Annotated in this window: 18 protein-coding genes; 5 read left to right on the top strand and 13 right to left on the bottom strand. The window is 69.8% G+C overall.

All coding sequences use genetic code 11. The features are described 5' to 3' along the window. Nucleotides 1–36: 36 nt before the first annotated feature. Together ACYVK5_RS23775 and ACYVK5_RS23770 are read right to left on the bottom strand one after the other, a co-directional pair. Nucleotides 37–1,272, bottom strand: a complete 1,236-nt coding sequence (locus tag ACYVK5_RS23775; protein ID WP_460708457.1) for a DUF6716 putative glycosyltransferase — start codon at nucleotides 1,270–1,272, stop codon at nucleotides 37–39. Continuing rightward, nucleotides 1,269–2,279 carry a hypothetical protein gene (locus ACYVK5_RS23770; protein ID WP_460708456.1) on the bottom strand — a complete coding sequence of 337 codons (1,011 nt, stop codon included), beginning with the start codon at nucleotides 2,277–2,279 and terminating at the stop codon, nucleotides 1,269–1,271. Before ACYVK5_RS23770 ends, ACYVK5_RS23775 begins: the two co-directional genes overlap by 4 nt. Nucleotides 2,280–2,437: 158 nt before the next feature. Here ACYVK5_RS23770 and ACYVK5_RS23765 point away from each other — a divergent pair, with 158 nt between their 5' ends. Beyond that, entirely contained in the window at nucleotides 2,438–3,421 is a 984-nt protein-coding gene (locus tag ACYVK5_RS23765; RefSeq protein ID WP_460708455.1) for an ABC transporter permease, read from the top strand. Further along, a complete protein-coding gene (locus ACYVK5_RS23760; protein ID WP_460708454.1) occupies nucleotides 3,414–4,394 on the top strand; it encodes an ABC transporter ATP-binding protein in 981 nt (326 codons plus the stop codon). The genes ACYVK5_RS23765 and ACYVK5_RS23760 overlap by 8 nt, the downstream gene beginning before the upstream one ends. A gap of 48 nt (nucleotides 4,395–4,442) precedes the next feature. On the opposite strand, the gene ACYVK5_RS23755 is transcribed toward ACYVK5_RS23760, so the two are convergent. From ACYVK5_RS23755 to ACYVK5_RS23745, 3 genes are read right to left on the bottom strand one after another with little or no spacing between them, the layout of a single operon-like run. Beyond that, a complete protein-coding gene (locus ACYVK5_RS23755; RefSeq protein WP_460708453.1) occupies nucleotides 4,443–5,834 on the bottom strand; it encodes a hypothetical protein in 1,392 nt (463 codons plus the stop codon). A gap of 12 nt (nucleotides 5,835–5,846) precedes the next feature. Further along, entirely contained in the window at nucleotides 5,847–7,106 is a 1,260-nt protein-coding gene (cysC, locus tag ACYVK5_RS23750) for an adenylyl-sulfate kinase (protein WP_460708452.1), read from the bottom strand. Beyond that, nucleotides 7,103–8,068, bottom strand: a complete 966-nt coding sequence (locus tag ACYVK5_RS23745) for a sulfite exporter TauE/SafE family protein (RefSeq protein WP_460708451.1) — start codon at nucleotides 8,066–8,068, stop codon at nucleotides 7,103–7,105. Before ACYVK5_RS23745 ends, cysC begins: the two co-directional genes overlap by 4 nt. Nucleotides 8,069–8,231: 163 nt before the next feature. Here ACYVK5_RS23745 and ACYVK5_RS23740 point away from each other — a divergent pair, with 163 nt between their 5' ends. Genes ACYVK5_RS23740 through cysN form a run of 3 tightly spaced genes read left to right on the top strand, consistent with a single transcriptional unit; the run spans nucleotide 8,232 to nucleotide 11,350 of the window. Next, nucleotides 8,232–9,113, top strand: a complete 882-nt coding sequence (locus ACYVK5_RS23740) for a 3'(2'),5'-bisphosphate nucleotidase CysQ (RefSeq protein WP_460708450.1) — start codon at nucleotides 8,232–8,234, stop codon at nucleotides 9,111–9,113. Nucleotides 9,114–9,116: 3 nt separating this feature from the next. Then, a complete protein-coding gene (gene cysD, locus ACYVK5_RS23735) occupies nucleotides 9,117–10,019 on the top strand; it encodes a sulfate adenylyltransferase subunit CysD (RefSeq protein ID WP_460708449.1) in 903 nt (300 codons plus the stop codon). After that, nucleotides 10,019–11,350: a sulfate adenylyltransferase subunit CysN gene (gene cysN, locus ACYVK5_RS23730; RefSeq protein ID WP_460708448.1), complete on the top strand. Its 1,332-nt coding sequence runs from the start codon at nucleotides 10,019–10,021 to the stop codon at nucleotides 11,348–11,350. Before cysD ends, cysN begins: the two co-directional genes overlap by 1 nt. Nucleotides 11,351–11,482: 132 nt before the next feature. Here cysN and ACYVK5_RS23725 read toward each other — a convergent pair whose 3' ends face one another. The 8 genes from ACYVK5_RS23725 to ACYVK5_RS23690 form a co-directional block, all read right to left on the bottom strand. Continuing rightward, nucleotides 11,483–13,594 carry an acyltransferase family protein gene (locus tag ACYVK5_RS23725; RefSeq protein ID WP_460708447.1) on the bottom strand — a complete coding sequence of 704 codons (2,112 nt, stop codon included), beginning with the start codon at nucleotides 13,592–13,594 and terminating at the stop codon, nucleotides 11,483–11,485. 229 nt (nucleotides 13,595–13,823) lie between these two features. Then, the gene (locus ACYVK5_RS23720; RefSeq protein ID WP_460708446.1) at nucleotides 13,824–15,341 is read right to left on the bottom strand and encodes a S8 family peptidase; all 1,518 of its coding nucleotides are present in this window, start codon (nucleotides 15,339–15,341) and stop codon (nucleotides 13,824–13,826) included. A 305-nt stretch (nucleotides 15,342–15,646) separates the two neighbouring features. Further along, nucleotides 15,647–17,644, bottom strand: a complete 1,998-nt coding sequence (locus ACYVK5_RS23715; RefSeq protein ID WP_460708470.1) for a gamma-glutamyltransferase family protein — start codon at nucleotides 17,642–17,644, stop codon at nucleotides 15,647–15,649. A 90-nt stretch (nucleotides 17,645–17,734) separates the two neighbouring features. Further along, complete coding sequence (locus tag ACYVK5_RS23710; RefSeq protein WP_460708445.1) at nucleotides 17,735–17,905, bottom strand: hypothetical protein; 171 nt, start codon at nucleotides 17,903–17,905, stop codon at nucleotides 17,735–17,737. 114 nt (nucleotides 17,906–18,019) lie between these two features. Next, nucleotides 18,020–18,220, bottom strand: coding sequence for a hypothetical protein (locus ACYVK5_RS23705; RefSeq protein ID WP_460708444.1), 201 nt, complete (start codon nucleotides 18,218–18,220; stop codon nucleotides 18,020–18,022). A gap of 182 nt (nucleotides 18,221–18,402) precedes the next feature. Further along, nucleotides 18,403–18,990 (bottom strand): GNAT family N-acetyltransferase, encoded by a 588-nt coding sequence (locus ACYVK5_RS23700; protein ID WP_460708443.1) that lies wholly within the window; start codon nucleotides 18,988–18,990, stop codon nucleotides 18,403–18,405. Continuing rightward, nucleotides 18,987–19,682, bottom strand: coding sequence for a hypothetical protein (locus ACYVK5_RS23695; RefSeq protein WP_460708442.1), 696 nt, complete (start codon nucleotides 19,680–19,682; stop codon nucleotides 18,987–18,989). The genes ACYVK5_RS23700 and ACYVK5_RS23695 overlap by 4 nt, the downstream gene beginning before the upstream one ends. A 13-nt stretch (nucleotides 19,683–19,695) precedes the next feature. Continuing rightward, on the bottom strand, nucleotides 19,696–21,081 hold the full coding sequence (locus ACYVK5_RS23690) for a carbamoyltransferase family protein (RefSeq protein ID WP_460708441.1): 1,386 nt from the start codon (nucleotides 21,079–21,081) through the stop codon (nucleotides 19,696–19,698). Nucleotides 21,082–21,166 lie beyond the last annotated feature (85 nt).

Genomic DNA, 21,166 nt, shown 5'->3' with positions numbered 1-21,166 from the left:
CCGTCACGAGATCTGGGATCAGCCGGACGCCTGGGGTCAGTCGGCAGAGAGCAGGTGACGGCGTGCGCCGACGACCGCGAGCGCGGCCCGGCGGGGCACCGTGAGCCGGATCAGCGACCAGCGGTGGCGGCGGAGCGACCAGGGCACGACGTCCGTCAGAGGGGTCAGCGCGCCCCGCGCGCGTCGCTCGGTCAGGCGTCGGATCGCGTCCGGCAGCTCCGACGGGGCGGCGTGCAGATAGTTCTCCTCGAGCCACTCGGGATCCGCGTGTGGTCCCCCGTCCTGCAGGACGCCGGCGAGCTCGTCCAGCCGCACCAGGCAACCGCTGGCGGCGAACGGCTCGTTCAGCAGGTCCTGGCGTACGCCGAGATCACCCGCCAGGACCGTGGGTAGTCCGGCGGCGAGGGATTCGAGGGCGGCCGTCGAACTCACCGTCACCAGTGCGGTACCAGGGGTGAGCTGAGCCGACATGGGGCCGTCCGCGAAGGAGACCGTCTCCGGGGCGTGCCCGAGCCCCGCGGCCTCCGCCTCCCAGAGAGTGTCGTAGGGATAGGCCTCGTTGTGCGTCTGGCGTTCGCCCGCCCGGGCGCGGAGCTTGACGATCACCTCGAAGCCTGCCCGGCCCAGATCGGCCAGCCGGCTGAGGATCAGGAGGCGCTCGTCGCGCTCCTCCGGTACCGAGGGTTGCGCGGCGAAGACGATGCGCTTGACCGGTTCGGCGGGTCGTCCGACGATGGTGGCCGCCGGGGGCCCGGAAGGTCCGTCCGGAAGAAAGGGGAGTCGGGTCAGCACCAGCTCGGGTGCGGCGCCGTGCCCGGCGAAGGCGTCCCGATAGGCGGCCACCTCGCGTCGGCCGTGCGTGATGAAGCCATCGCACCAGCGCCGCCATCCCGTGCCGCGCTCCGTGGCGGGCAGGCCCATGCCAGGAAGCCCGGACAGGAAGACGGGGCGTTCGCGCCCGAGTGCTCGGACGGCCAGGCGTGCCACCACCTCTGCCGTCGGACCGGTGGCCGCGAGCAGCAGGACGTCCGGTCGTTCCCGGCGCAGCCTCGACCACAGCCCGGGGAGTCCGAGGACCGGCGGCACGGTCAGGCCCGTGCCCGCCACCGCGGCCGCGGCCTGCCCGGAGGTCGGTTCGATCGGGCTGCGGACGACGACGACGCCGGTCGATCCCGCGGCATCGCCGAGTGCGACGAGAGTTGTCGCCGCCCACTTCAGATACGAGTCACTGTCCGCCACCGCGAGGACGCGGGGCCGCCCGTCGGCCTTCACGGCGCGCTCACCACGTTGTCGGGAAGCTGCCGCAGGACCTCTCGCAGATGCTCGCGCAACGCCGGGGACGTCCGCGGCGTCCACCAGTGCTCGGCGACGTCGTGCACCTCGATGCGCACGCCGCGAGGTTCGAGCAGGGGCGGGAGCAGGAGAGCCGCCGTCGTCGGAAGGCACACGACACGCTGGCCGGCTTTCAGCCCGCGCAGGCGGACCTCTACCGGGGCGCCGGGTTCCGCGACCGTGACGCCGGCCAGCGTGGCGATGCGCTCGACTACCTCTCGCCGGTGTCGGCGGTGCGGCACGTACCGGAGCGAACCGGATGCGGCCTGCTCCGCCACCCACGCGACATAGGCGTCGGGGTCGATAAGGCCGTCGGCGACAAGGGCCGCACCGACGAGGACGGTGGTCTCGCCGATCACCTCGGGCTGAGGGCTGGACCGCAACCACTCGAGGGAGTTGGGCACGACATGGACGCCCAGGTCGTGAAGCCGTGCGAGGTCGTGGTCCGGCAGGTGCAGCGCCGTGAACAGATCGAGGCGCCCGCGCCGGGCCAGCCGGCGCAGCGCACCGGCCGACGCGTGCCCGAACGCGCGTCGCAGCGGGCTCGCGGGCTTTCCCGGCCGGAGCAACGGCTGGGACGGGTCTCCGAGCCGGGAAACCAGGTCGAGCGTGGCCAGGCCGTCATCGATCAGCGTGAGGCGAGGAACACGGCCGGGAACGAGCAGGAGCGCCTGGAACAGCCAGGAGCAGGCATCGCCCGTGGCTCGGATCGGCGTCCAGCCGGCCGCAAGGGCCCAGGGCGACGTCGTGCGCGTCAACAGGCCGTCCGGAAGGCCCGCGACCCGCAGGGATTCGAGGGCCGCGGCGAGGCCGGGAACGTCGTCGCGGACGAGCACCTGCGTCCGGGGTCCGAGGAGGCCGGCGGCATGCGCCTCGACCGCGCACAACAACTGGAGCGGGGACTCCACGAGCGCGCGGGACACGCCGCCCGGTTCAGGGGTGGTCATCTGTACAAGGATGGCACATCCGGGCGGCGTATCGGCGCGACCAGGTGGGACACTCGATCGGCCCCGTAGGCAACTGGCGTCGGGGTAACGTGGAATGGGTACGATGGCCCCCGCCGGGCAGGCCGGCAATCACCACGTAGAACAGGTTCGAAACACACGTGACCACTCCGACCACTGCGGGCGCCGTGGCGGGTACTGAGGCGCGGCCCAAGCCGCCTCAGCCGCCGGAGCCGATCGTGCCCGATCTGACGTCCGAGCAGCGTCTGGCACTGGCAGAGCAGAACGGGCTGACGAGGATGGGGGTGCGTCCGCCGCTGTGGACGTACATCCGCGACGTCGCCGCCCGCTGGCCGTTCATTCGCGTCCTCGGCGCCTCGACCGCGTACTCGAAGAACCAGAACAACTACCTCGGTCAGCTCTGGGCAGTGCTGAACCCGATACTCAATGCGCTCGTGTACGTGGTGATCTTCGGACTGGTGCTGGGAGCCAGCCGAGATGTGGCCAACACGGTGGCGTTCATCGTGATGGGGACGTTCCTGTTCCGATTCATCGACACGTCCGTGCACGGTGGGTCACGATCGATCGCGTCGAAGACCAGCCTACTGCGCAACCTGCATTTCCCGCGTGCCGTGATGCCGATCTCCGAGGTGTACTCCCAACTCGCGACGCTCATCCCGGCGCTCGTGGTCATGCTGGTCATGGTGCTGATCAGCGGGCTGATCCCGGACTATGAGCCGGTGCGTATCACCTGGTGGTGGGCGCTCTTCCCGGTCGTCGTCGGGCTGCTGTGGATCTTCAACATGGGGCTGGCCTTCATCGTGGCCCGGCTCTCGGCGTCCACTCCTGACCTCGACAACATCATCTCGTTCGTGCTGCGTCTGGCGATGTTCGCCTCCGGTGCGATCTTCCCGATCGAACGCTTCGTCGAACAACTGCCGAGATCTGCCACGTGGCTTGCGCTGGTGATGGAGTACCAGCCGGGTCACGTCTACCTCTATCTCGGGCGATCCATGGTGATGCAGGAAGAGACCATTCCGCCGGACCTGACGATGTGGTACTGGGGAATCGGATGGGCGGTCGTCACGTTCGTGGTCGGGTTCATCGTGTTCTGGCGAGCTGAGGAGAGGTACGGTCGTGACTGAGGCCGAAGCGCACATGGATCTGGACCTCGACCTGGAGTTCGATCCCGAGGATCTTGCCGGTGAAAAGCCCATGGCCCGGTTGGGCTCGCCCGTGCTCGTCGTCGACGACCTCCACATCGTGTTCCGGGTCCTGGGCGCCAAGACCAAGAGCGCCGTGGAGTCCGGCGTACCGGTCCGGGAGGCCAAGCCGAGGAGGCAGAAGTTCCTGAAGCGGCTGGTGACCTCCGGAACGCGGCACGTCGGTGCGGTGAGCGAGGTGCACGCCGTGCGTGGCGTCTCGATGGTCGTGCGGCACGGCGAGTCGGTGGGCATCGTCGGCGTCAACGGCTCCGGCAAGTCGACGATGCTGCGGGCGATCGCCGGCCTGATCCCGCCCACCGAGGGGTCCGTGCACGTCGCGGGGGAGCCCGCGCTCCTGGGCGTCAACGCCGCGCTCATGCCGCAGCTCTCGGGGGAGCGAAACATCATGATCGGCGGGCTCGCTCTCGGCCTGACACCGAAACAGGTCGAGGAGCGATACGACGAGGTCGTCGAGTTCGCCGACATCGGTGAGTTCGTCAATCTCCCCATGAAGACCTACTCGTCGGGAATGGGCGCCCGCCTGCGGTTCGCGATCTCCTCGGCAGCCCGCCCCGACATCCTCATGGTGGACGAGGCCCTTGCGACCGGTGATGCCGCGTTCCGCGAACGAAGCCGGGCACGGATCGAGGAGATCCGCAGGGATGCCGGAACCGTGTTCCTGGTGAGCCACTCGATCGCCACGGTCGAGGCCATGTGCACCCGGGTGATCTGGCTGCATCAGGGGAAGATCGTCATGGACGGCTCCACCGACGAGGTGGCCTCGGCCTACAAGAAGTTCGTGCGGGCGCACAAGCAGGCCAGGTCGAGCGGCCAGGCCGGCGGGGTCGGTCCCCGTGCTCGCAAGAAGCGGAACGGCGGAAAGCGGGCCGGCGACGACTCGACCGCCGCGTAGCGGCCGGCCGGCGTCGCCGGACCCCGTCGGCCGCAGCCGCGGGAGGGCTCACGTCGAGCCGCTGCCCGCCCCGGGGGACAACACGTCGATGAGTCCGGAGTGCTGCGCCTCGAACCGCGCGGTGTACTCCTCGTACAGCGCCGCGTCGACGGAGTTGGCCTCCCTGAGCTGACGGGTCGTGCGAAGATCCTCGATCTCCCGCTCCGGCTGTCCTGACCGTCCTCGGTGCGGGAGCCGCTCGGCGGTGTTCACACCGACCGCCGCCGTGGCCGCGAGATGACTGGCCTCCAGGTGTTTCATCGTGCCCACCGAGAAGAACTGCTCGTCGAGGGTCTCGCGGCACATGCGCAGCAGCGTGTCGTCCTTCAGTTTCGCCGTCGCGCTCAGCCAGAACATGTCCTCCTCGAAGCTGACCGAGTCGTACGCCCCCGAGCGGGTGAACTGCTTCTCGTAGGCCCCCATGAGATCGGGGTGGGTCGTGACCACCTGGCGAGCGAGCATGTTCGTCAGGCGGTTGTCGATCGTGTACCGCGCGTGCTCGGTAAAGGTGGAGGACTCGTCCCGGGTCGGCAGGATCCCCGGCGTGGACCACCGCTTGAAGTATCCCGATCGGAGCTGCGACACCGGGTCGCGCAGGATCGTGAAGTACCGATGCTTCCGCCCCGGGAGGCGGAACGCGAACGGATGGTGCTGATGGACGAGCAGCAGCTTCTCGACCTCGCCGGCCGGCATCTCGAGCAGCTGCTCGATCTGCAGGAGCCCGCGTCGGCGACCGATCTCCGCGATCCGGATCCACGGGATGATGCGCTTGAACGAGACGATCGTGCTTGTTCCGCCGCAGAACGGAAGGTGGAAGAACACCGGCAGTTCGTCGGTGATCGGGGAGTTGCCGCGCAGGCGTGCGAAGGCGCGCGAAAGAGGCGTTTCACCCCATGTAGTAACACAGGTCTCGCTCACCTCGGGGGAGCGCTCCTTGAGTGTCTCGGCGAGCCGCCGCGCCCGGTCGCCGTACCCTGCGGCCTCGAGCGCGGTGACGACGACGAGCCAGTCGGCGCCCGAAGGGCCACGAGGTATCAGATCCGGCTCGGCGTCCAGGGTTTCCTCGACCATGCCGGCGGAGGCGAGCATGACAGGTAGCCAGGCGCGCGCCGGAGCGTTGTCGAATGCGGTCGCCAGCGTCGAGACCACGGCCAGGCTGACTCCGTCCCAGTCTCGTCTGTGCTTCGCGACCGCGAGCCGCCGCAGGGCGCGCAGGGAATCCGGTGACACCCGCACGCCACACGCATGTTGCGTCATGACCTCCGAGAAGTCGCGGATCAGGTCGTCCCGACGGTTCCGTCCTCGGACGACGGGGCCGAACGATCCGCGGAAGCGGGTGCCCGTCACCTTCCCGTACTCGAAACCCTCCTGCCACAAACCGATGCGTTCCTGTTTCCTCACGAGACCTCCTGCTTAGCTCTTGCCGCAGTGCAAGTGCTCGCCGGTACCGGGCGAGGCGCCGAGGCGCGCGCGTACGGCCGCGACGGCCTCGACCACACTGGTCTGAGACGTGTCGATCACGACGTCGGCGTCCTCGGGGGCCTCGTACGGTGACGAGATGCCAGTGAAGTCGGGAATGATACCAGCTCGCGCCTTGGCGTAGAGCCCCTTGCGATCCCGCGCCTCGCAGACCTCCAGCGGTGTGCTGACGTGCGCCAGAAGGAAGCGCGCACCCGCCGACTCCGCCAGGTCCCGTACCGTCGCGCGACTCGAGGCGAACGGCGCGATCGGCGCGGCCACCGCGATCCCGCCGTGCTTGGCCACGAGGGACGCGACGTATCCGATCCGTTCCACATTCGTCTCGCGGGACTCGCGGTCGAAACCGAGCCCTTTGGACAGGTGGTGACGCACCGCGTCGCCGTCGAGCAGGGTGGTGCTCAGGCCGTCGTCGTCCAGTTCGGCGGCCAGCGCCCGCGCGATCGTCGACTTCCCCGACCCGGACAGGCCCGTGAAGAACACGACCGTGCCCTGCCGGTGCCTGCCTGCCGTGGCCCGCTCCACCTCGCGGGCGGACGTCTCGGGATAGACGAGGTGCAGTGCATCGACGTGGGCGCGCGGCAGCCGCGCCAGGGCGGCTCGTGTTGCCTCGGACCGCTCGGCCGCGGGGACCAGCAGCCGTGCCGCGCCGTAGGCGGTAGCGACGTCCGACGGCGCGGGCGCCTGCTCCCCGTGGGGGTAGGGGACGACGACGACGCGCGGCGTCCCCCCGGTCTTCCCGGCGGATCCCCTGGCAGAGCGGGGGAGTCCCTCCGCGAGCCCGAGCGCCGCTCGGGTGAGCCCGGCCGCGCCGACGGTGCCCGGCTCGGTGTGCCGTGACGCGGGGACCAGCAGGACGACGTCGGCCGTCGCGGCGGCATCGGCGATGGCGGCGGCGTCCTCGAGCGTCGGGGGCTCGGCCAGCCACGCCGCCGTCGTCCCCGGGGCGAGGCCCGGCGCGACGTCCCGGGCGGGGGTGCGCAGCGTCTCGTCCCACTGCGGGCCGAGCGCCGTCGCGATCGGCTTGAGCGGGGTGACAGAACCGTCCGCGGCGACCTCGGCGAGCGGTGTGTTCTCCGTGTCCGTGAGCACGGCCGGGCCGCTGCGGGCGAACGGCAGGCGGTCGATCGCGCCGCCCAGCGCGAGTTCGAGCAGGTCGAGCTCGTCGTCGGTCAGGACGTGGGCGGGTGTGGTCATGGGTTGTGACTCGATTCGTCGATGCGGGCGGGTTCGTCCCCACGGAGGTGTGTCGTCTGCGGTTCCTGGCCCGGGGTGGGAACCGCGAACCGGCGCTTCACCCAGATCCATACCAGGTTCCCGCCCACCAGCGCACCGCCGGCCGCGGTGAGGACGAGCCAGAGGGGCGCGCCGATCAGCTTGAGGCCGGAGGCGAGCAGCAGGATCGCCAGGGCGCGGCGGATGATCCCGCCGGGGGCACGGCTCGAGACGTGCGCGCCGAACCAGGCGCCGGGGATCGCGCCGATGAGGAGCGAGGTCGTCAGTCCCAGGGAGAACTCCCCGTACATGAGATGGCCCAGGGAGGCGGCGGCCACGAGCGGGACGGCCTGGACCAGGTCGGTGCCGACCACCTGGGACGCCTTCAGCGCCGGATACATCAGCAGCAGGACCACGATGATGATCGACCCGGCGCCCACCGAGGTCAGGCCGACCATGAGGCCTGCGACCGCGCCGAGCAGCACGGTCGGCAGCGGGCGCACCACAAGGCTGGGCGCGCTCGGCGCGACGGGACCCTCGCCGAACGCGGAGCGGGCGCGGACCATCTGCAGCACGGCGCGCACGACCAGCCCCAGTGCGGCGAGCAGCAGGGCGACTCCCAGGACGCTCCGCAGCACGGCGTCGATCCGATCACCGAACGGCATGACCTTGATGAGCAGGGCGCCGGAGAACGCGGCCGGGACGGAGCCCAGGCACAGCCAGCCCACGAGCGGCAGGTTCACGGTGCGGCGCCGCAGGTGTACGACCGCTCCGGCGGGCTTCATGAAGAGGCTGGCCACGACGTCGGAGGAGACGGCTGTGAGCGGGTCCACCCGGAAGACGAAGATCAGCATCGGCGTCATCAGCGCGCCGCCGCCCATGCCGGTCAGGCCGACGACGAAGCCGACGACCAGACCGCCCAGGACGAGGGGGAGGTCGATCATCATTTCCTACCTTTCCGGCCGGATATCTCGACCATCAGTCTGCCATCGGCGCCGCCGATCGTCGAATGGTAGCCTCGGCGCCACCTCGGGGTTTCACCCCCTCATGTTCATTCCGTGGGCGGGCTCCGGGGTTCATTGCGCCCCGGACGCCGGCTGGAGACTGATGAACTCGCCCTCACCACACCTTCCCGCGGGGTCGCTCGATGACACCGTCCTGGCGCAAGCGCTGGCCGACGGCGCCGCGGAGGTGCTCCTCGCGCTCCGTGCCGACGTCGACGCCGCGGGCGGCGGGTTCGACCCGAAGGTGTTCAAGGACGCCGGCGACGCCGCCGCACAGGACTGGCTGGCGCGCGCCCTCGCCGCCGCCCGGCCGGGCGATGCCACGCTGTCCGAGGAAGCGAAGGACGATGTGTCGCGCACGAGTGCGGATCGTGTGTGGATCATCGACCCGCTGGACGGGACCCGGGAGTTCGCGGAGCGGCACACCGGCGCCGACGGGCCGGAGGGTGAGTGGCGCGACGACTTCGCCGTGCACGTCGCGCTCTGGGTGCGCGGCGCGGGACTGACCGTCGGCGCCGTGGGCCTGCCGGGCCGGGGCGCGACGCTGACCACCATGGACACGACGCCGGGCGGCCCCGCGGACCCGGATGCCGTGCTGCGCGGCGAGCGTCCGCTCCGGATCGCGGCCAGCCGGAGCCGCCCGCCGGAGTTCGTGGCTACTCTTGCCCGGCGCGACGACGTCGAGCTCGTGCCGATGGGTTCGGCCGGGGTCAAGGTGATCTCCGTCGCAGGGGGTACCGTTGATGCCTACGTCCACGGCGGCGGGCAGTACGAGTGGGACTCGGCGGCACCGGTCGCGGTGGCACAGGCTCGCGGACTCGTGTGCACCCGTCTCGACGGGTCACCGCTCGAGTACAACCGGGAGAGCCCTTGGCTCCCCGACCTGTTCGTGTGTCACCCGGCACTCGCCGCGCGGCTTCGCGAGCTGCTCGACTCCGTCGGGGTCGAGTCGAAAGTCGCATCGTCGAGCAAGGAAGGTGCTTGAGGAGTGAAGAGTCACGTACTGAGCCAGTTGCGCAGCCTGGAGGCCGAGGCCATCCACATCATGCGCGAGGTGGTCGCGGAGATGCAGCGCCCCGTGCTGATGTTCTCGGGCGGCAAGGACTCCATCGTCATGCTGCACCTGGCGGCCAAGGCGTTCGCGCCGGCGCGCATTCCCTTCCCGATCCTGCACGTGGACACCGGCCTGAACTTCCAGACCGTCCTGGACTGCCGCGACCGCTGGACCGTTCGTCTCGGCGTACAGCTCGTCGTGGCGTCGGTGCCCGAGGCCATCGACCGCGGCCTGGTGCAGGAGGAGCCCAACGGATCACGCAACCGGATCCAGACTCCGGTGCTGCTCGAGGCTCTGGAGAAGCACGGCTTCGACGCCGCGTTCGGCGGCGGCCGCCGCGACGAGGAGAAGGCGCGGGCCAAGGAGCGCGTGTTCTCCTTCCGCGACGAGTTCGGCCAGTGGGATCCGAAGAACCAGCGCCCCGAGATCTGGAACCTGTACAACGGCCGCGTCCACATGGGTGAGTCGATCCGTGTCTTCCCGCTGTCGAACTGGACGGAGCTCGACATCTGGTCGTACATCGAGGCCGAGGAGATCGACCTCCCCGACCTCTACCTCGCGCGGGAGCGCGAGGTGGTGAACCGGGGCGGCATGTTGTACGAGGTCAACGAGTTCACGCCCCTCAAGGACGGCGAGACCGCGGAGCTCAAGCTCACGCGCTACCGCACGGTCGGGGACGCGAACCTCACCGCCTGCGTCGAGTCCGAGGCGACCACGATGCGTCAGGTCGTCGAGGAGGTCGCGGCCGTACGTCTCACCGAGCGCGGTGCGACGCGCGGCGACGACAAGGTGAGCGAGGCCGCCATGGAGGACCGCAAGAAGGAAGGCTACTTCTGATGACGACGGCGACGGAGCCCGGCGAGAGCGCGACCGCGCAGGAGCCCGGTGTGTACCAGGCCGGCTCGACCGACCTCCTGCGGTTCGCGACGGCAGGATCGGTCGACGACGGCAAGTCGACGCTGATCGGGCGACTGCTGTTCGACTCCAAGACGATCTTCGAGGACCAGCTCGAGTCCGTGGAGCAGGTGAGCAAGGACCGCGGCAACGACTACACGGACCTGGCGCTCCTCACCGACGGTCTGCGCTCGGAGCGTGAGCAGGGCATCACGATCGATGTGGCATACCGCTACTTCGCGACGCCCAGGCGCAAGTTCATCATCGCGGACACGCCGGGACACATCCAGTACACGCGGAACATGGTCACCGGAGCCTCGACGGCCGACGTGGCGCTGATCCTGGTCGACGCCCGCAAGAGCGTGCTGGAGCAGTCACGCCGCCACACGTTCCTGGCCAGTCTGCTGGGTGTGCCGCACATCGTGGTGTGCGTGAACAAGATGGACCTCGTCGACTACGCGGAAGAGGTCTTCGAGAACATCCGCACCGAGTTCACCGAGTTCGCCGCCCGCCTGCGGGTGCCGGACATGACGTTCATCCCCGTGTCCGCCCTCAAGGGCGACAACGTGGTGGACCGGTCTGAGAACATGCCCTGGTACGAGGGCTCGACGCTGCTCAGCCACCTCGAGCGCCTGCATGTGGCCTCGGACCGCAACCTGGTGGACGTGCGCTTCCCTGTGCAGTACGTGATCCGGCCGCAGCAGAACGACGCGCGCGACTACCGCGGCTACGCGGGCACCGTCGCGTCCGGGGTGATGAAGCCGGGTGACCGCGTGCTCGCGCTGCCGTCCGGGCTGGAGTCCACGATCGAGGCGATCGACACGGCCGACGGCCCGGTCGACGAGGCGTACCCGCCGATGTCCGTGACCGTGCGGCTGGCCGACGAGATCGACATCTCCCGCGGCGACATGATCTGCCGCCCGAACAACTCGCCGACCGTGACGCAGGACGTGGACGCCCAGATCTGCTGGATGGACGAGACGGCGTCGCTGACGGCGGGCAGGAAGTACGCCATCAAGCACACCACGCGGTGGGCTCGGGCCGTGGTCAAGGGCATCAACTACCGGGTGGACGTGAACACGCTGCACCGGGACGAGGACGCGAGCGAGATCAGGCTCAACGAGATCGCCCGCGTCAAGCTGCGCGTGACCAAGCCGCTGTTCGTCGACAAGTACCAGAACAACCGGCACACGGGGTCGTTCATTCTGGTGGACGAGTCGACCAACAAGACGGTCGCGGCCGGCATCGTCGGGGGCTCCCTGCACATGGCGTGAACTGCGGGGGATGCCTGACGACACGCGCGTCGATCTCGGCGCTCCGGCGGATCCCGGACTCCGGCCGCCGGAGCGCCGGTATCTCGGCTTTCCCGTCGGAGACCGGCCGGAGGCCGCCGGGGTGTGCGGCCGTCAGAACATCCAGGGCACCTCGGCACGGAGCCTGTCGGTCAGCATCGGCGTGAGGGTGCGCGCGTATGTTCCTGACAGGTGGTCCCAGTCCCGGTACACGAGGACGTTGCCGATGACGGGTGGGCACGTGGTGCTCCGGCAGATCCAGTCCGTCAGGTCGATGTGCCGGGCGTCGGCGGGCACGCCGTCGAAGGTGAGTACCGGATTGGTCCGATCGAAGAGCTCCCGGCGCGGCAGTCCGCACTCCGCGGAGTGTGGTCCGTGTCGTTCGACGCAGGACGGGGCGAGCCGCTTGGATCGTGGGGTGTCACGGATGGTCAGCACCGTGATGCCGGCCTCGTCCAGTGCCTGCCATGCCGCCACCTGTGCGGGCGATACCCGTTCGGCCCCTTCGCTGGTGTCCGTGCCGACGACGACGACCAGGTCAGGACTCATCCCGAGGATCGTGTCCACGGCGGAACGCTGCCAGCGGTCGCAGTCCGTTCCGTCCGTTCTCTGGGGGCCTGCCGGGATCGCGAACCGGCAGCCTGCTTTCGCGACGGTGACCAGGCGCCATCCTTCGTGCTCGGCGATCTGCTGGAACGGGGGCTCCCACTGGAACGCGTGGGATGCTCCCGCGATCACGACGGTTCGGTGCGGATGGCCGGGATCATGGACGTCGCAGATGACGACCTTCTCGTATCCGGCTGCGTCTCCGGATTCCTGTCGGCAGCCATTGGCGACGGACAGTGGCACGTCGAGGTGGGCTGCCGCCGTCGACGGCTGGAAAGACGCGCTGAACGTCGTCTCCGTGAATCCGGCGCGGAGTGCGGCGGCACCGGGATGGTCAGGCGATGGCTCGGAGAGCGCGGCGAGTTCCGCCGCTCGTCGCCGGTCGAGTTCATCGACGACGTGCGTGGTGGGTACGGCGACGGCCGCGGTCGCGGCCATGGCCAGGGCGACCACCACGAGTGCACCGCGCCCCGTGCCGCCGTATCGCAGTGGCTCGGCGACCGCGATGTGGGTGAGCCAGGCAAGGAGCCCCGATGCGACGAGTACGACAGCGGCTTCCTGCCAGGTCACGGCCTCGCTGTCCGAGACCAGGAGGAAGAAGACCAGGATCGGCCAGTGCCACAGGTACAGCTCGTACGAGATGTCCGCGATGAACCGGAGCGGCCGCGACGCGAGAATGCCCACGGGAGCCCATCGCGGATCCGAGCCGGAGCCGGAGCCGACGAGGACCAGGGCGGCGCCGAGGACCGGCCACAGTGCGTACGGGCCCGGGAAGAGCGCCGCACCGTCGAACAGGAAGCCGGAGGTGACCACGAGGCCGAGGCCCAGCCAGCCCAGGACCGCGCGGAGGCCTCCCGGGAGCCGGATGAATGGCGTGACGAGGGCGACGACAGCCCCGAGAGCCAGCTGCCACACACGGGCGGTCGAGTCGAGATACGCAACGGACTGCGCCTCCGCGGACAGGGTGACGGCATGTCCGAACGACAGGGCGACCACGGGCATCAAGCACGCCAGGAGGACCAGGGTCGTGAACCATAGCCGCCTGCTACGGGCCGTGAGCCGCACGAGCGGAGCGGCGACGAGGGGCCAGACCAGCAGAAACTGGGCCTGCACCGCGAGCGACCAGAAATGCTGGAGCGGGCTGGCCGACGGACCCGCGGCGCCGTAGGCGAGTTGGCTCGCGATCAGTTCCCAGTTCTCGTAGAACAGGACAGACGCGACGATCTCCCGGCCGATGGACGTCCACCGCTCGGCCGGCATGAGCATCCAGGCCGCCGTGGCTACGGCGACCAGGACGATCAGCGCCGTCGGCACGAGGCGGGACAGGAGGCGGGCGTAGTGCTGTCCGAACCGGAATGTGCCGCGGTGCCCGCGTGTCACGATCTGGCGTGTAGCCATGAAGCCGGAGACGAAGAGGAAGACGTCGACGCCGCCGGAGACCCGGCCGGCACCGAAGAGGTGGAAGACGACCACCAGGAGAAGCGCGAGACCGCGGAGGCCGTGCAATTCGATGATGCGGCCGCTGATCGTCGCGTGGTCGGGCGCGTCCGCGTTCCGTGCCTTCCGGCCTGGGGCGGCTGGCGGGCTGAGGAGCGCCGGCCCGGATGAGGGGGGCGTCATCGTCAAGCTGGCTCCGGTAGTGACAATCCTCGATCCCGGCGTTCCGGTCCCGTGTCCCGTCGGCAGACAGATCGACGACGTGATGCGCTGCATCGTCCCGAGAAGGGCCGACACGTCCGAGGCGAGATGAGGCTACACGCGACGTCCGCTCGGGAGGAAATAGTGCGGCGGTCGTGGTGGTGCTACGCCACCACGACCGCCGTCGTTCCCCGGCCTCCTGACAGAACGGTCAGCGGCGGGAGACCGCCTCCAGCGCGTCCGTGATGCCGTCGCCGTAGAAGGAGTTCTCCTCCAGCGAGCCGACGCACTCCGCGCCGCGGCTGACCGGGCCGCACTCGTGGTCGGTGGCCTGGGCGCGGATCTCCCGTTCCATGCGCTGCGGCGACCAGTCGGGGTGCTCCGACCTCATGAGCGCCAGGACTCCCGCGACGTGCGGGGATGCCATCGACGTGCCGCTGTACAGCGCGTAGCCGTGGCCGGTCACGGTGGACAGGATCCGCGAACCCGGTGCCGCGACGTCGATCTCGCCGAGGCCGCGGTTCGAGAACGGCGACAGGTTCGCGTCCGAGTCGATCGACGAGACGGTCACGACGCCGTCGAGCTCGGCCGGGATGTCCTCGCAGCCCGAGTTGATGACGCGATCGATCGACTCCGAGTCGTTCGGGCTGCTGCTGTCGCTCGTGTTGTCCGACAGGTCGGTGGCGGCGTTGCCGGCCGCCGCCGCGTGCACCACGCCCCGGCCCGTGGAGAAGTCCACCGCGCGGCGTACGGCCTCCTTGGCGGCGTACTGGTCCGGCTGGTCCTCGCACCAGTACATGAACGGGTCGACGTAGTAGCTGTTGTTCGTCACGTCCATGCCCTTGAGGCCGGCCCACATGAACCCGCAGATCGCGTACTCCGGGAAGATGTACCCCTGATCGTTGACGACCTTGACCGACGCCATCGTCACCCCCGGCGCCACCCCCACGATGCCCGTGCCGTTGCGGGCCGCGGCCACGGTGCCGGCCACGTGGGTACCGTGCGACGACGTCGTCGGCCACCAGCCCTCGGCCGAGGTGTCGGGGCGCCCCGCGTCGGTGCAGTTCACCGACAGGTCCCCGGACACCTGACCCGCCAGGTCGGGGTGGTCCGCCTCGATGCCGCTGTCCAGGATGCCGACGACGACCTCGGGCGAGCCGTCCGTGATCTGATGCGCCGCGTCCGCCTCGATCAGCGACATGTCCCACTGCTCGTTCTCGCGGGGGTCCTCCTCGACCATCGCATCGAACTCCTCGTCAGTCGCGGCGTCCGCCGTCGCACCGATCGCGGACGTGTCCGCCCGGAGCGACGGAGCGTGCGCTGCGTCCGGTCCGGCCACCGCCGCGGGCGTGCCCTCGTACGGGGTGGCGGTGCGCGTCGCGCCGACGGAGTCGACGGCCCAGCGGCCGGGGCCCCTGACGACGTCCTCCCGGAACGACCCGTTGGTGGAGTGCGCGACGACGACACCGATCTGCGGCCACGACTGGACGACCACGCCGTCGGCGGCCCGGACGGCCCACTCCACCAGGCGGACCTTCCCCGGGTTCGCGTGGGTGGCATTGACCACGTAGGAGAACGTCTCGCCGTCGGGTGTGACGATCGGGACAGGCGTCGAGATGGGCTCGTCCGTCGCTGCGGCGCTCGCCGACAGGCCGAACGACGCGGCGGCGAGCGCCGCCACCGACGCGACCGCGAGGCCGCGCGCGGGACGGGGGTATCGCATGCGCATGGTTGCTCCCTGAGGTTGACGTGATCCCGTGTTCCGGGACCAAAGGGTGACTGACGGGCTGACCCGACATTCGGGAAAGTGTCCGACAATAAAGTCACCAGCTGGAAACATACCTGCACGGGCGAACTACCGCGAGAAATGCTGGCGATTGGCGACGCTACGGGGAGGTCGGCCCGGACCCGGCTGCGAGCATGCCGTGATCGCCGCTGGGCTTCAGCCACCTCGGAGGCTCCGTTCCGGCTCCCGTCGCGTCTTGCTGTGGACCGTCTGCGCGGTCCGTACGCCTTGCCGTGGCGTCGTCGGAGTCAGCGGCCCGCCGCGTAGCCCTGGGCACCGCGGGGGTTGGCCGCTGCGCCCAGGAGCCCGGTCGAGGGGTCGCGGGTGACCGCCGACAGGCGGCCCAGCGCCCAGCCGCCCGCTCGCGTGATCCGGTGGCCGCGGTCGGTGAGGGCCCCGATCACGTCGTCGCCGAGCCGGTCCTCGACCACCAGCCCGCCGGGAGTCCAGGTACGCGGCCAGAAGGAGCCCGGGAACGACGTGGTGTGCCAGGCCGGGGCGTCGATCGCCTCCTGGGGCGTGTAGCCGCCCACGAGTACGCGGAGGAGGAACAGCAGTTGCCACTGGTCCTGCTGGTCACCGCCGGGGGAGCCGCAGGCGAGCACGGGCTCGCCGTCGCGCAGCACGAGTGTCGGGGTGAGGGTGGTGCGGGGCCGGCGTCCGGGCACGAGGGCCGACGGCGATGCCGGGTCCAGCCACGTCATCTGCAGTCGCGTGCCGAGGGAGAAGCCGAGGCTCGGGATGGTGGGCGAGGACTGCAGCCAGCCGCCCGACGGCGTCGCGCTGATCATGTTCCCCCAGCGGTCGACGACGTCGATGTGGCAGGTGTCGCCGCGGGTCGCGCCCAGCGAGTCGGGAGGGAGGTCACCGGCGGGGTGTCCGTGGTGCACGGGGGAATGCGCGGCGCCTCCGGATGCGGGGGCGGACATGGACGCGGCCCCGGGGCCGGACTCGTGCCGGGAGCGGGACGAGGACGCCTGGCCGGGGACCGCGGATGGGGCGGACGCGGCCGCCGGTCCCGGGACGGTCGGCTCGCCGATCCCGGCCGCCGCTCCGCCCGTGGGCGCGCCCGGCAGGGAGCCGGCCGGGGCGGCGGTCGCGTACTCGGTGCGCAACGGGGGCACGGGCGGCGTGGTGTGCCCCGGAACGTCTCCAGGGCGGATCTCGTGGCTCGCGGTCGCGCCGATGAGTGACCGCCGCTCGGCTGCGTACTCCGCGGACAGCAGATGGTTCAGCGGGACACAGGCTGGGGTGCCGGACCGGCCCGCACGTGCGGCGCCCGCGCCTGCGCTGTCCGCCGGGACGGCGTCCCCGTACCAGACGTCCCGGTCGGCCAGCGCGAGTTTCTGCGCCTCGGCGACGGTGTGTGCGCCGGCGGCGGTGGACGGGTCCAGCAGCTCGTCGTCGTACCCGTCCAGGATGGTCAGGGCCTGCAGCAGGGCAGGGCCCTGCCCCCAGGCGCCGGTCTTGGCGATGGTGTGGCCGCGAAAGCGGGCGGTGGCGGGTTCCCCGAAGCCGGCGCGGAACCCGGCGACGTCGTCGGCCGTCATGATCCCGGCGTGGTCGGCGCCGTCGGAGTGCCGGTGGGGCGTGCGGACGAACTCCTCGATCGCGGGGCCGACGATCTCGCGCCACCGCGCGCGGGCCGCGTCCACGCCCGCCTCGCGCGAGGGCGCGGCGCCGGCCGCCGCGACGAGGGACTCCAGCACGTCGGCGTAGGCCGGGTTGGTGACCAGCTCGCCGGGCGCGGGCGGAGTACCACCGGGCATCCACCGCTCGGCCGAGGTGGGCCAGTGCTCGCGGAACAGGCCTTGGACCGCCGCGATGGTGCCGGACACGCGCTCCAGGACCGGGTGCCCGTCCCGCGCGTAGCCGATCGCGTGCGCCAGCACGTCGCGGACCGTCCACGTGCCCCGGTCGCGCAGGAGCAGCAGCCAGGCGTCGACGGCGCCGGGGACGGCGGCGGCGAGCGCTCCCGAACCGGGCACGAGGTCCAGGCCCTCGGCGCGGTAGTGGTCGATGGTGGCCGCGGCCGGTGCCGGGCCCTGGCCGACCAGCACGCGGGGGCGGCTCGGATCGTCGGCGGAGGCGATGACGGCGGTCATGTCGCCGCCGGGGCCGTTCAGGTGCGGCTCGACGACGTGCAGCACGAAGGCGCCGGCGCAGGCGGCGTCGAACGCGTTGCCACCGCGCTCCAGGACGGACTGTGCGTTGGCGGTCGCGATCCAGTGCGTGGATGCGGCCATACCGAACGTGCCGGCCAGGTCGGGACGGGTGAGGGGCGCGGGTGGTGGAACGAAGGACACGACGAAACCGTAGCCGGAGTGTCGGACGTCCTAGCCCTGCGCGAGCCGGAGAGCCTTCTCGGTGAAGTAGCTCACTTCGCCGTTGGCATCCTCGACTCCGAAGACGAACTTGCCAGAGGGGGTAGCCCGGACATCGACGACCGTGCCGCGTCCGCGTGCAGTGATGACGTCGGCCCCTGGCGTGAAAATGGTGTCGCTCATACGCCGGATTATGCGGGCGTCAGGCACTGGTCCGCCTCCCCCGTGAGACGGATAAGGCTTCTCATCTGTCTCACGGCCTACGACGCCGACCCGCTCGGCATGGCGGTCTGGCGGTCACGACGGCGCGTGAACATCGGTGGTGGTGACGTGGCCCATCTCCTGGTAGCGGCGGTAGTGGTGTCCGATCGACTCGGCGAGTTCTTGTTCGACGCCGTAGTGGCGGGCGATACCGACTGCCGCACGCAGTACGTCCTGGATCTCCTTGACGAGGTTGTCCGGGTCGAACGTGCCGTGCTTGTCGTTCTTGACGCCCATGCCTTCGGCGTGGGCGACAGCGGCGGCCAGTTTCGCCTGTCTCCTCGGCGAGCCGGGCCACGCGCTCGAAGGGGCCGTTGTGGTCGGGGAATCGTCGGTCAAGTCCGAGCACCACGCCGCGCAGGGCGTTCCAGGTCTCGATCGATTGGCCGGATGCGTCGTTGATCATCGGGAGCTTCCTTTCAGGGTTGGATCGCATGGATCTGCTCCCAGTCCGCACGGTCCAGTCGGTAGACCGGCATCTCTATCCAGACTCCGCCGGATGCCGTTCTCCTCATCGTGCCGACCCGTTCGAAGCCCGCATGGATGAGCGCACGGTGACCGGCCACGTCCCGGGGAAGTCGGACTGCCTGGACCTCGTCCAGCGCACCAAGCTCGAACGCGATCCGGGCTAGGCCGGAGAGCACTTCGGCTCCGATGCCGAGGCCCCACCAGTCAGGATGGACTGCAACGTCCGCCTCGCACGCTGGCCTCTGCTCTCGACTACTGACAAGGCTCGCGCAGCCTATGGTCCGCCCGCTCCTAGCGTGTACTACGGCGAGCGCGACGTCGTTCTGCACAATGCTGGAGCCTGCCCGTGCCGAGCCTTCAACGGCACGTCCCACCAGGTCGTGTACTTGTTCACGGTTGAGCAGGCCGTGCCGGCGGTGTCGCACCACTCGGTGGTCGCTGAAGAGCGCGAAAAGAGCGTCCACGTCCTCGAAGCCAACTGGTCGCAGGATGAGGCGGGTAGTCGTGCAGCGGGCCCCGGTGCTCTCGTCCTGACTCACGCTGCGCCTCCGTCGACACGAGCTGTACTCGCACCCTGGACAGTTCTGCGGACGGCGTTGAACATCTCCCACACGGCTGTCGACGTGTCGACCTCGCCGTGGATCATGTTGGTCAGTCCGTCGGTGCTCATGGCTCGGCGCACGACGAGCTTGGCAGGGAGCATGAGAGCGGCGTTGTCACCCACCCATATCTCAAGCCGGACGGGGGCCTTGGTCAGTAGGGGGATGAGCAGGTCACGATGCCGTTGGAAGTTGTTGGATCGTCCATACAGGACGTCGATAGTCGGGTCCGTCAACGCGAGCTCGACGGCGTCGCGACAAACGAGCCCGAGGTTGGTAAGCAGCACCGCGAACTCGGTGTGAAGCGATGTCGCGGTGACGCCGCCCGGCGTAGGTGACGACGGTGCGGTAGTGCTCTCGGCCAAGGTTGACCAGGCGGCGATGTCGTACTCGGGGTTTCGGGGCTGTCTCAGGGCCGCCTTGCGCGCGACGGCGGCCACAAGGTCGGGCTCAGCGACGGTGTCGGGGTCGATGCGCTGGAGCCAGGCCAGGACCGAGGCCCATCCAGCGCGGATCCGGGCGCGGTCCTCGCTGCTGCAGGGGCGGTTGAAGCCGTCGGGCTTGTACATCACGAGCGCGGCGTCGTGGCTGTTGGTCGTGCGGATCGGGCGGGATGTCGCGCTATCAGGCATGCGCTGTCTCTCCTCATCGAGCTGGCGGCAGGACTTGGATCTTTCCCATGACAAGCGCATCGAGACCGCAGGCGACGAAGGTGCGCACCGCGTCCGTAGGACTGTTCACGATCGGTTCGTCGGCCTCGTTGAACGAAGTGTTCAGGACCACGGGCAAGCCTGTGCGGCGCCGGTACTGTTCAAGCAGGTCCCAGAACAGCGGACTGGCTGCGCGTTCGACAGTCTGCACGCGCGCGGTGCCGTCAACGTGAACGACGGCGGGGATCGCATCACGCTGTTCGGAGACGACATCGGCTGTGGCGAGCATGTACGGGTACACATGGCGCCCCGCCGGGTGGAGGCGAAAGTAGGTGTCCGCATGCCCGGCGAGCACTGCGGGAGCGAGCGGCCGGAACAGTTCACGGTGCTTGATCAGGGCATTGATCCGTTCGACGACCGCGGCATCCTGGACCGGGGCAAGGATGCTACGAGCGCCAAGCGCACGGGGCCCGAACTCGGTACGCGCCTGTACCCAGCCGACGATCTTCCCCGCCGCAAGGAGTTCCGCCGCGCGAACAGCAGGATCGGCGATGGGTGTCACGCGGTACCCGAGAGCTGGAAGGTGTCGGACAGCGCGCTCAACATCGTCGTCGGAGAGTTCTGGCCCGTGCATTGCGTTTTGCCATGCCTCACGCTCACTAGAATCCGCGACGAGCAGGGCGGCGCCGACCGAGGTGCCCGGGTCTCCTGCCGCGGGCTGGACGTAGACCTCGTCGAACAGTCCGGACTCGACGATTCTCTGGTTGAGTACGCAGTTGAGCGCGACGCCACCAGCCAGGCAGAGACGGCGGTGTGGGGTCAGCGTCTGGGCGTACTGCAGGAACCGCAGGACGTGCTTCTCAAGGAGCATCTGCGCGGCGTAGGCGATGTCCTGGTGTCGGTTCGTGATCTCCTCGTCCGGTTCCCGTGGCGGGCCGAGCAGTTCGACCAGTGCGGGGCTGAAGAGGTTGCGGTCAGGGCTGGGTCTCCGATGGTGGTCGAAGTAAGACAGGTTCAACCGGAGCCGGCCGGTTCCATCGATAGTGGCAAGCCGGCGGACATCGCTGACAAGACTGGTGCGGCCGTAGGCGGCCAGGCCCATCACCTTGTACTCGTCGTTTTGCGGCCGGAAGCCGAGATAGCGGGTGATCATCGAGTACAAGTAGCCGAACGAGTGCGGGTAGACGACGCTGCGCAGCTTGGTCAACCGCCCAGCGCGACCGTCGTAGACGCACGCGGTCTCGTACTCTCCGCGGCCGTCGAGGGTGACCACGAGCGCGTGATCGAACGGCGAAGTCAAGTACGCGCTGGCCCCATGGGCGCGATGGTGCGCGACGGGCGTAATGCGGACACCCGGACTGAACAGCCCTGACTCGCGCACCTGTGCGGGTAGCTGTCGGCGGCGGCCCTATCTGCCAGGCTTTCGTGAGACCCCGGTCTTCGTGAGTTCGTAGGCTGGGGGCAGG

The organism is Myceligenerans halotolerans, assembly GCF_054782975.1.
Note: the sequence above shows the minus strand (reverse complement) of the source record. Positions and strands in the feature narration are given on the sequence as shown.

Excerpts from the sequence above, each read along its gene's own strand:
- ACYVK5_RS23695 (WP_460708442.1), bottom strand. The coding sequence starts at position 19,682 with ATGCCTGATAGCGCGACATCCCGCCCGATCCGCACGACCAACAGCCAC.
- cysN (WP_460708448.1), top strand. The coding sequence starts at position 10,019 with ATGACGACGGCGACGGAGCCCGGCGAGAGCGCGACCGCGCAGGAGCCC.
- ACYVK5_RS23715 (WP_460708470.1), bottom strand. The coding sequence starts at position 17,644 with ATGGCCGCATCCACGCACTGGATCGCGACCGCCAACGCACAGTCCGTC.
- ACYVK5_RS23740 (WP_460708450.1), top strand. The coding sequence starts at position 8,232 with ATGAACTCGCCCTCACCACACCTTCCCGCGGGGTCGCTCGATGACACC.
- ACYVK5_RS23745 (WP_460708451.1), bottom strand. The coding sequence starts at position 8,068 with ATGATCGACCTCCCCCTCGTCCTGGGCGGTCTGGTCGTCGGCTTCGTC.
- ACYVK5_RS23770 (WP_460708456.1), bottom strand. The coding sequence starts at position 2,279 with ATGACCACCCCTGAACCGGGCGGCGTGTCCCGCGCGCTCGTGGAGTCC.
- ACYVK5_RS23720 (WP_460708446.1), bottom strand. The coding sequence starts at position 15,341 with ATGCGCATGCGATACCCCCGTCCCGCGCGCGGCCTCGCGGTCGCGTCG.
- ACYVK5_RS23710 (WP_460708445.1), bottom strand. The coding sequence starts at position 17,905 with ATGAGCGACACCATTTTCACGCCAGGGGCCGACGTCATCACTGCACGC.
- ACYVK5_RS23725 (WP_460708447.1), bottom strand. The coding sequence starts at position 13,594 with ATGACGCCCCCCTCATCCGGGCCGGCGCTCCTCAGCCCGCCAGCCGCC.
- ACYVK5_RS23705 (WP_460708444.1), bottom strand. The coding sequence starts at position 18,220 with ATGGGCGTCAAGAACGACAAGCACGGCACGTTCGACCCGGACAACCTC.
- cysC (WP_460708452.1), bottom strand. The coding sequence starts at position 7,106 with ATGACCACACCCGCCCACGTCCTGACCGACGACGAGCTCGACCTGCTC.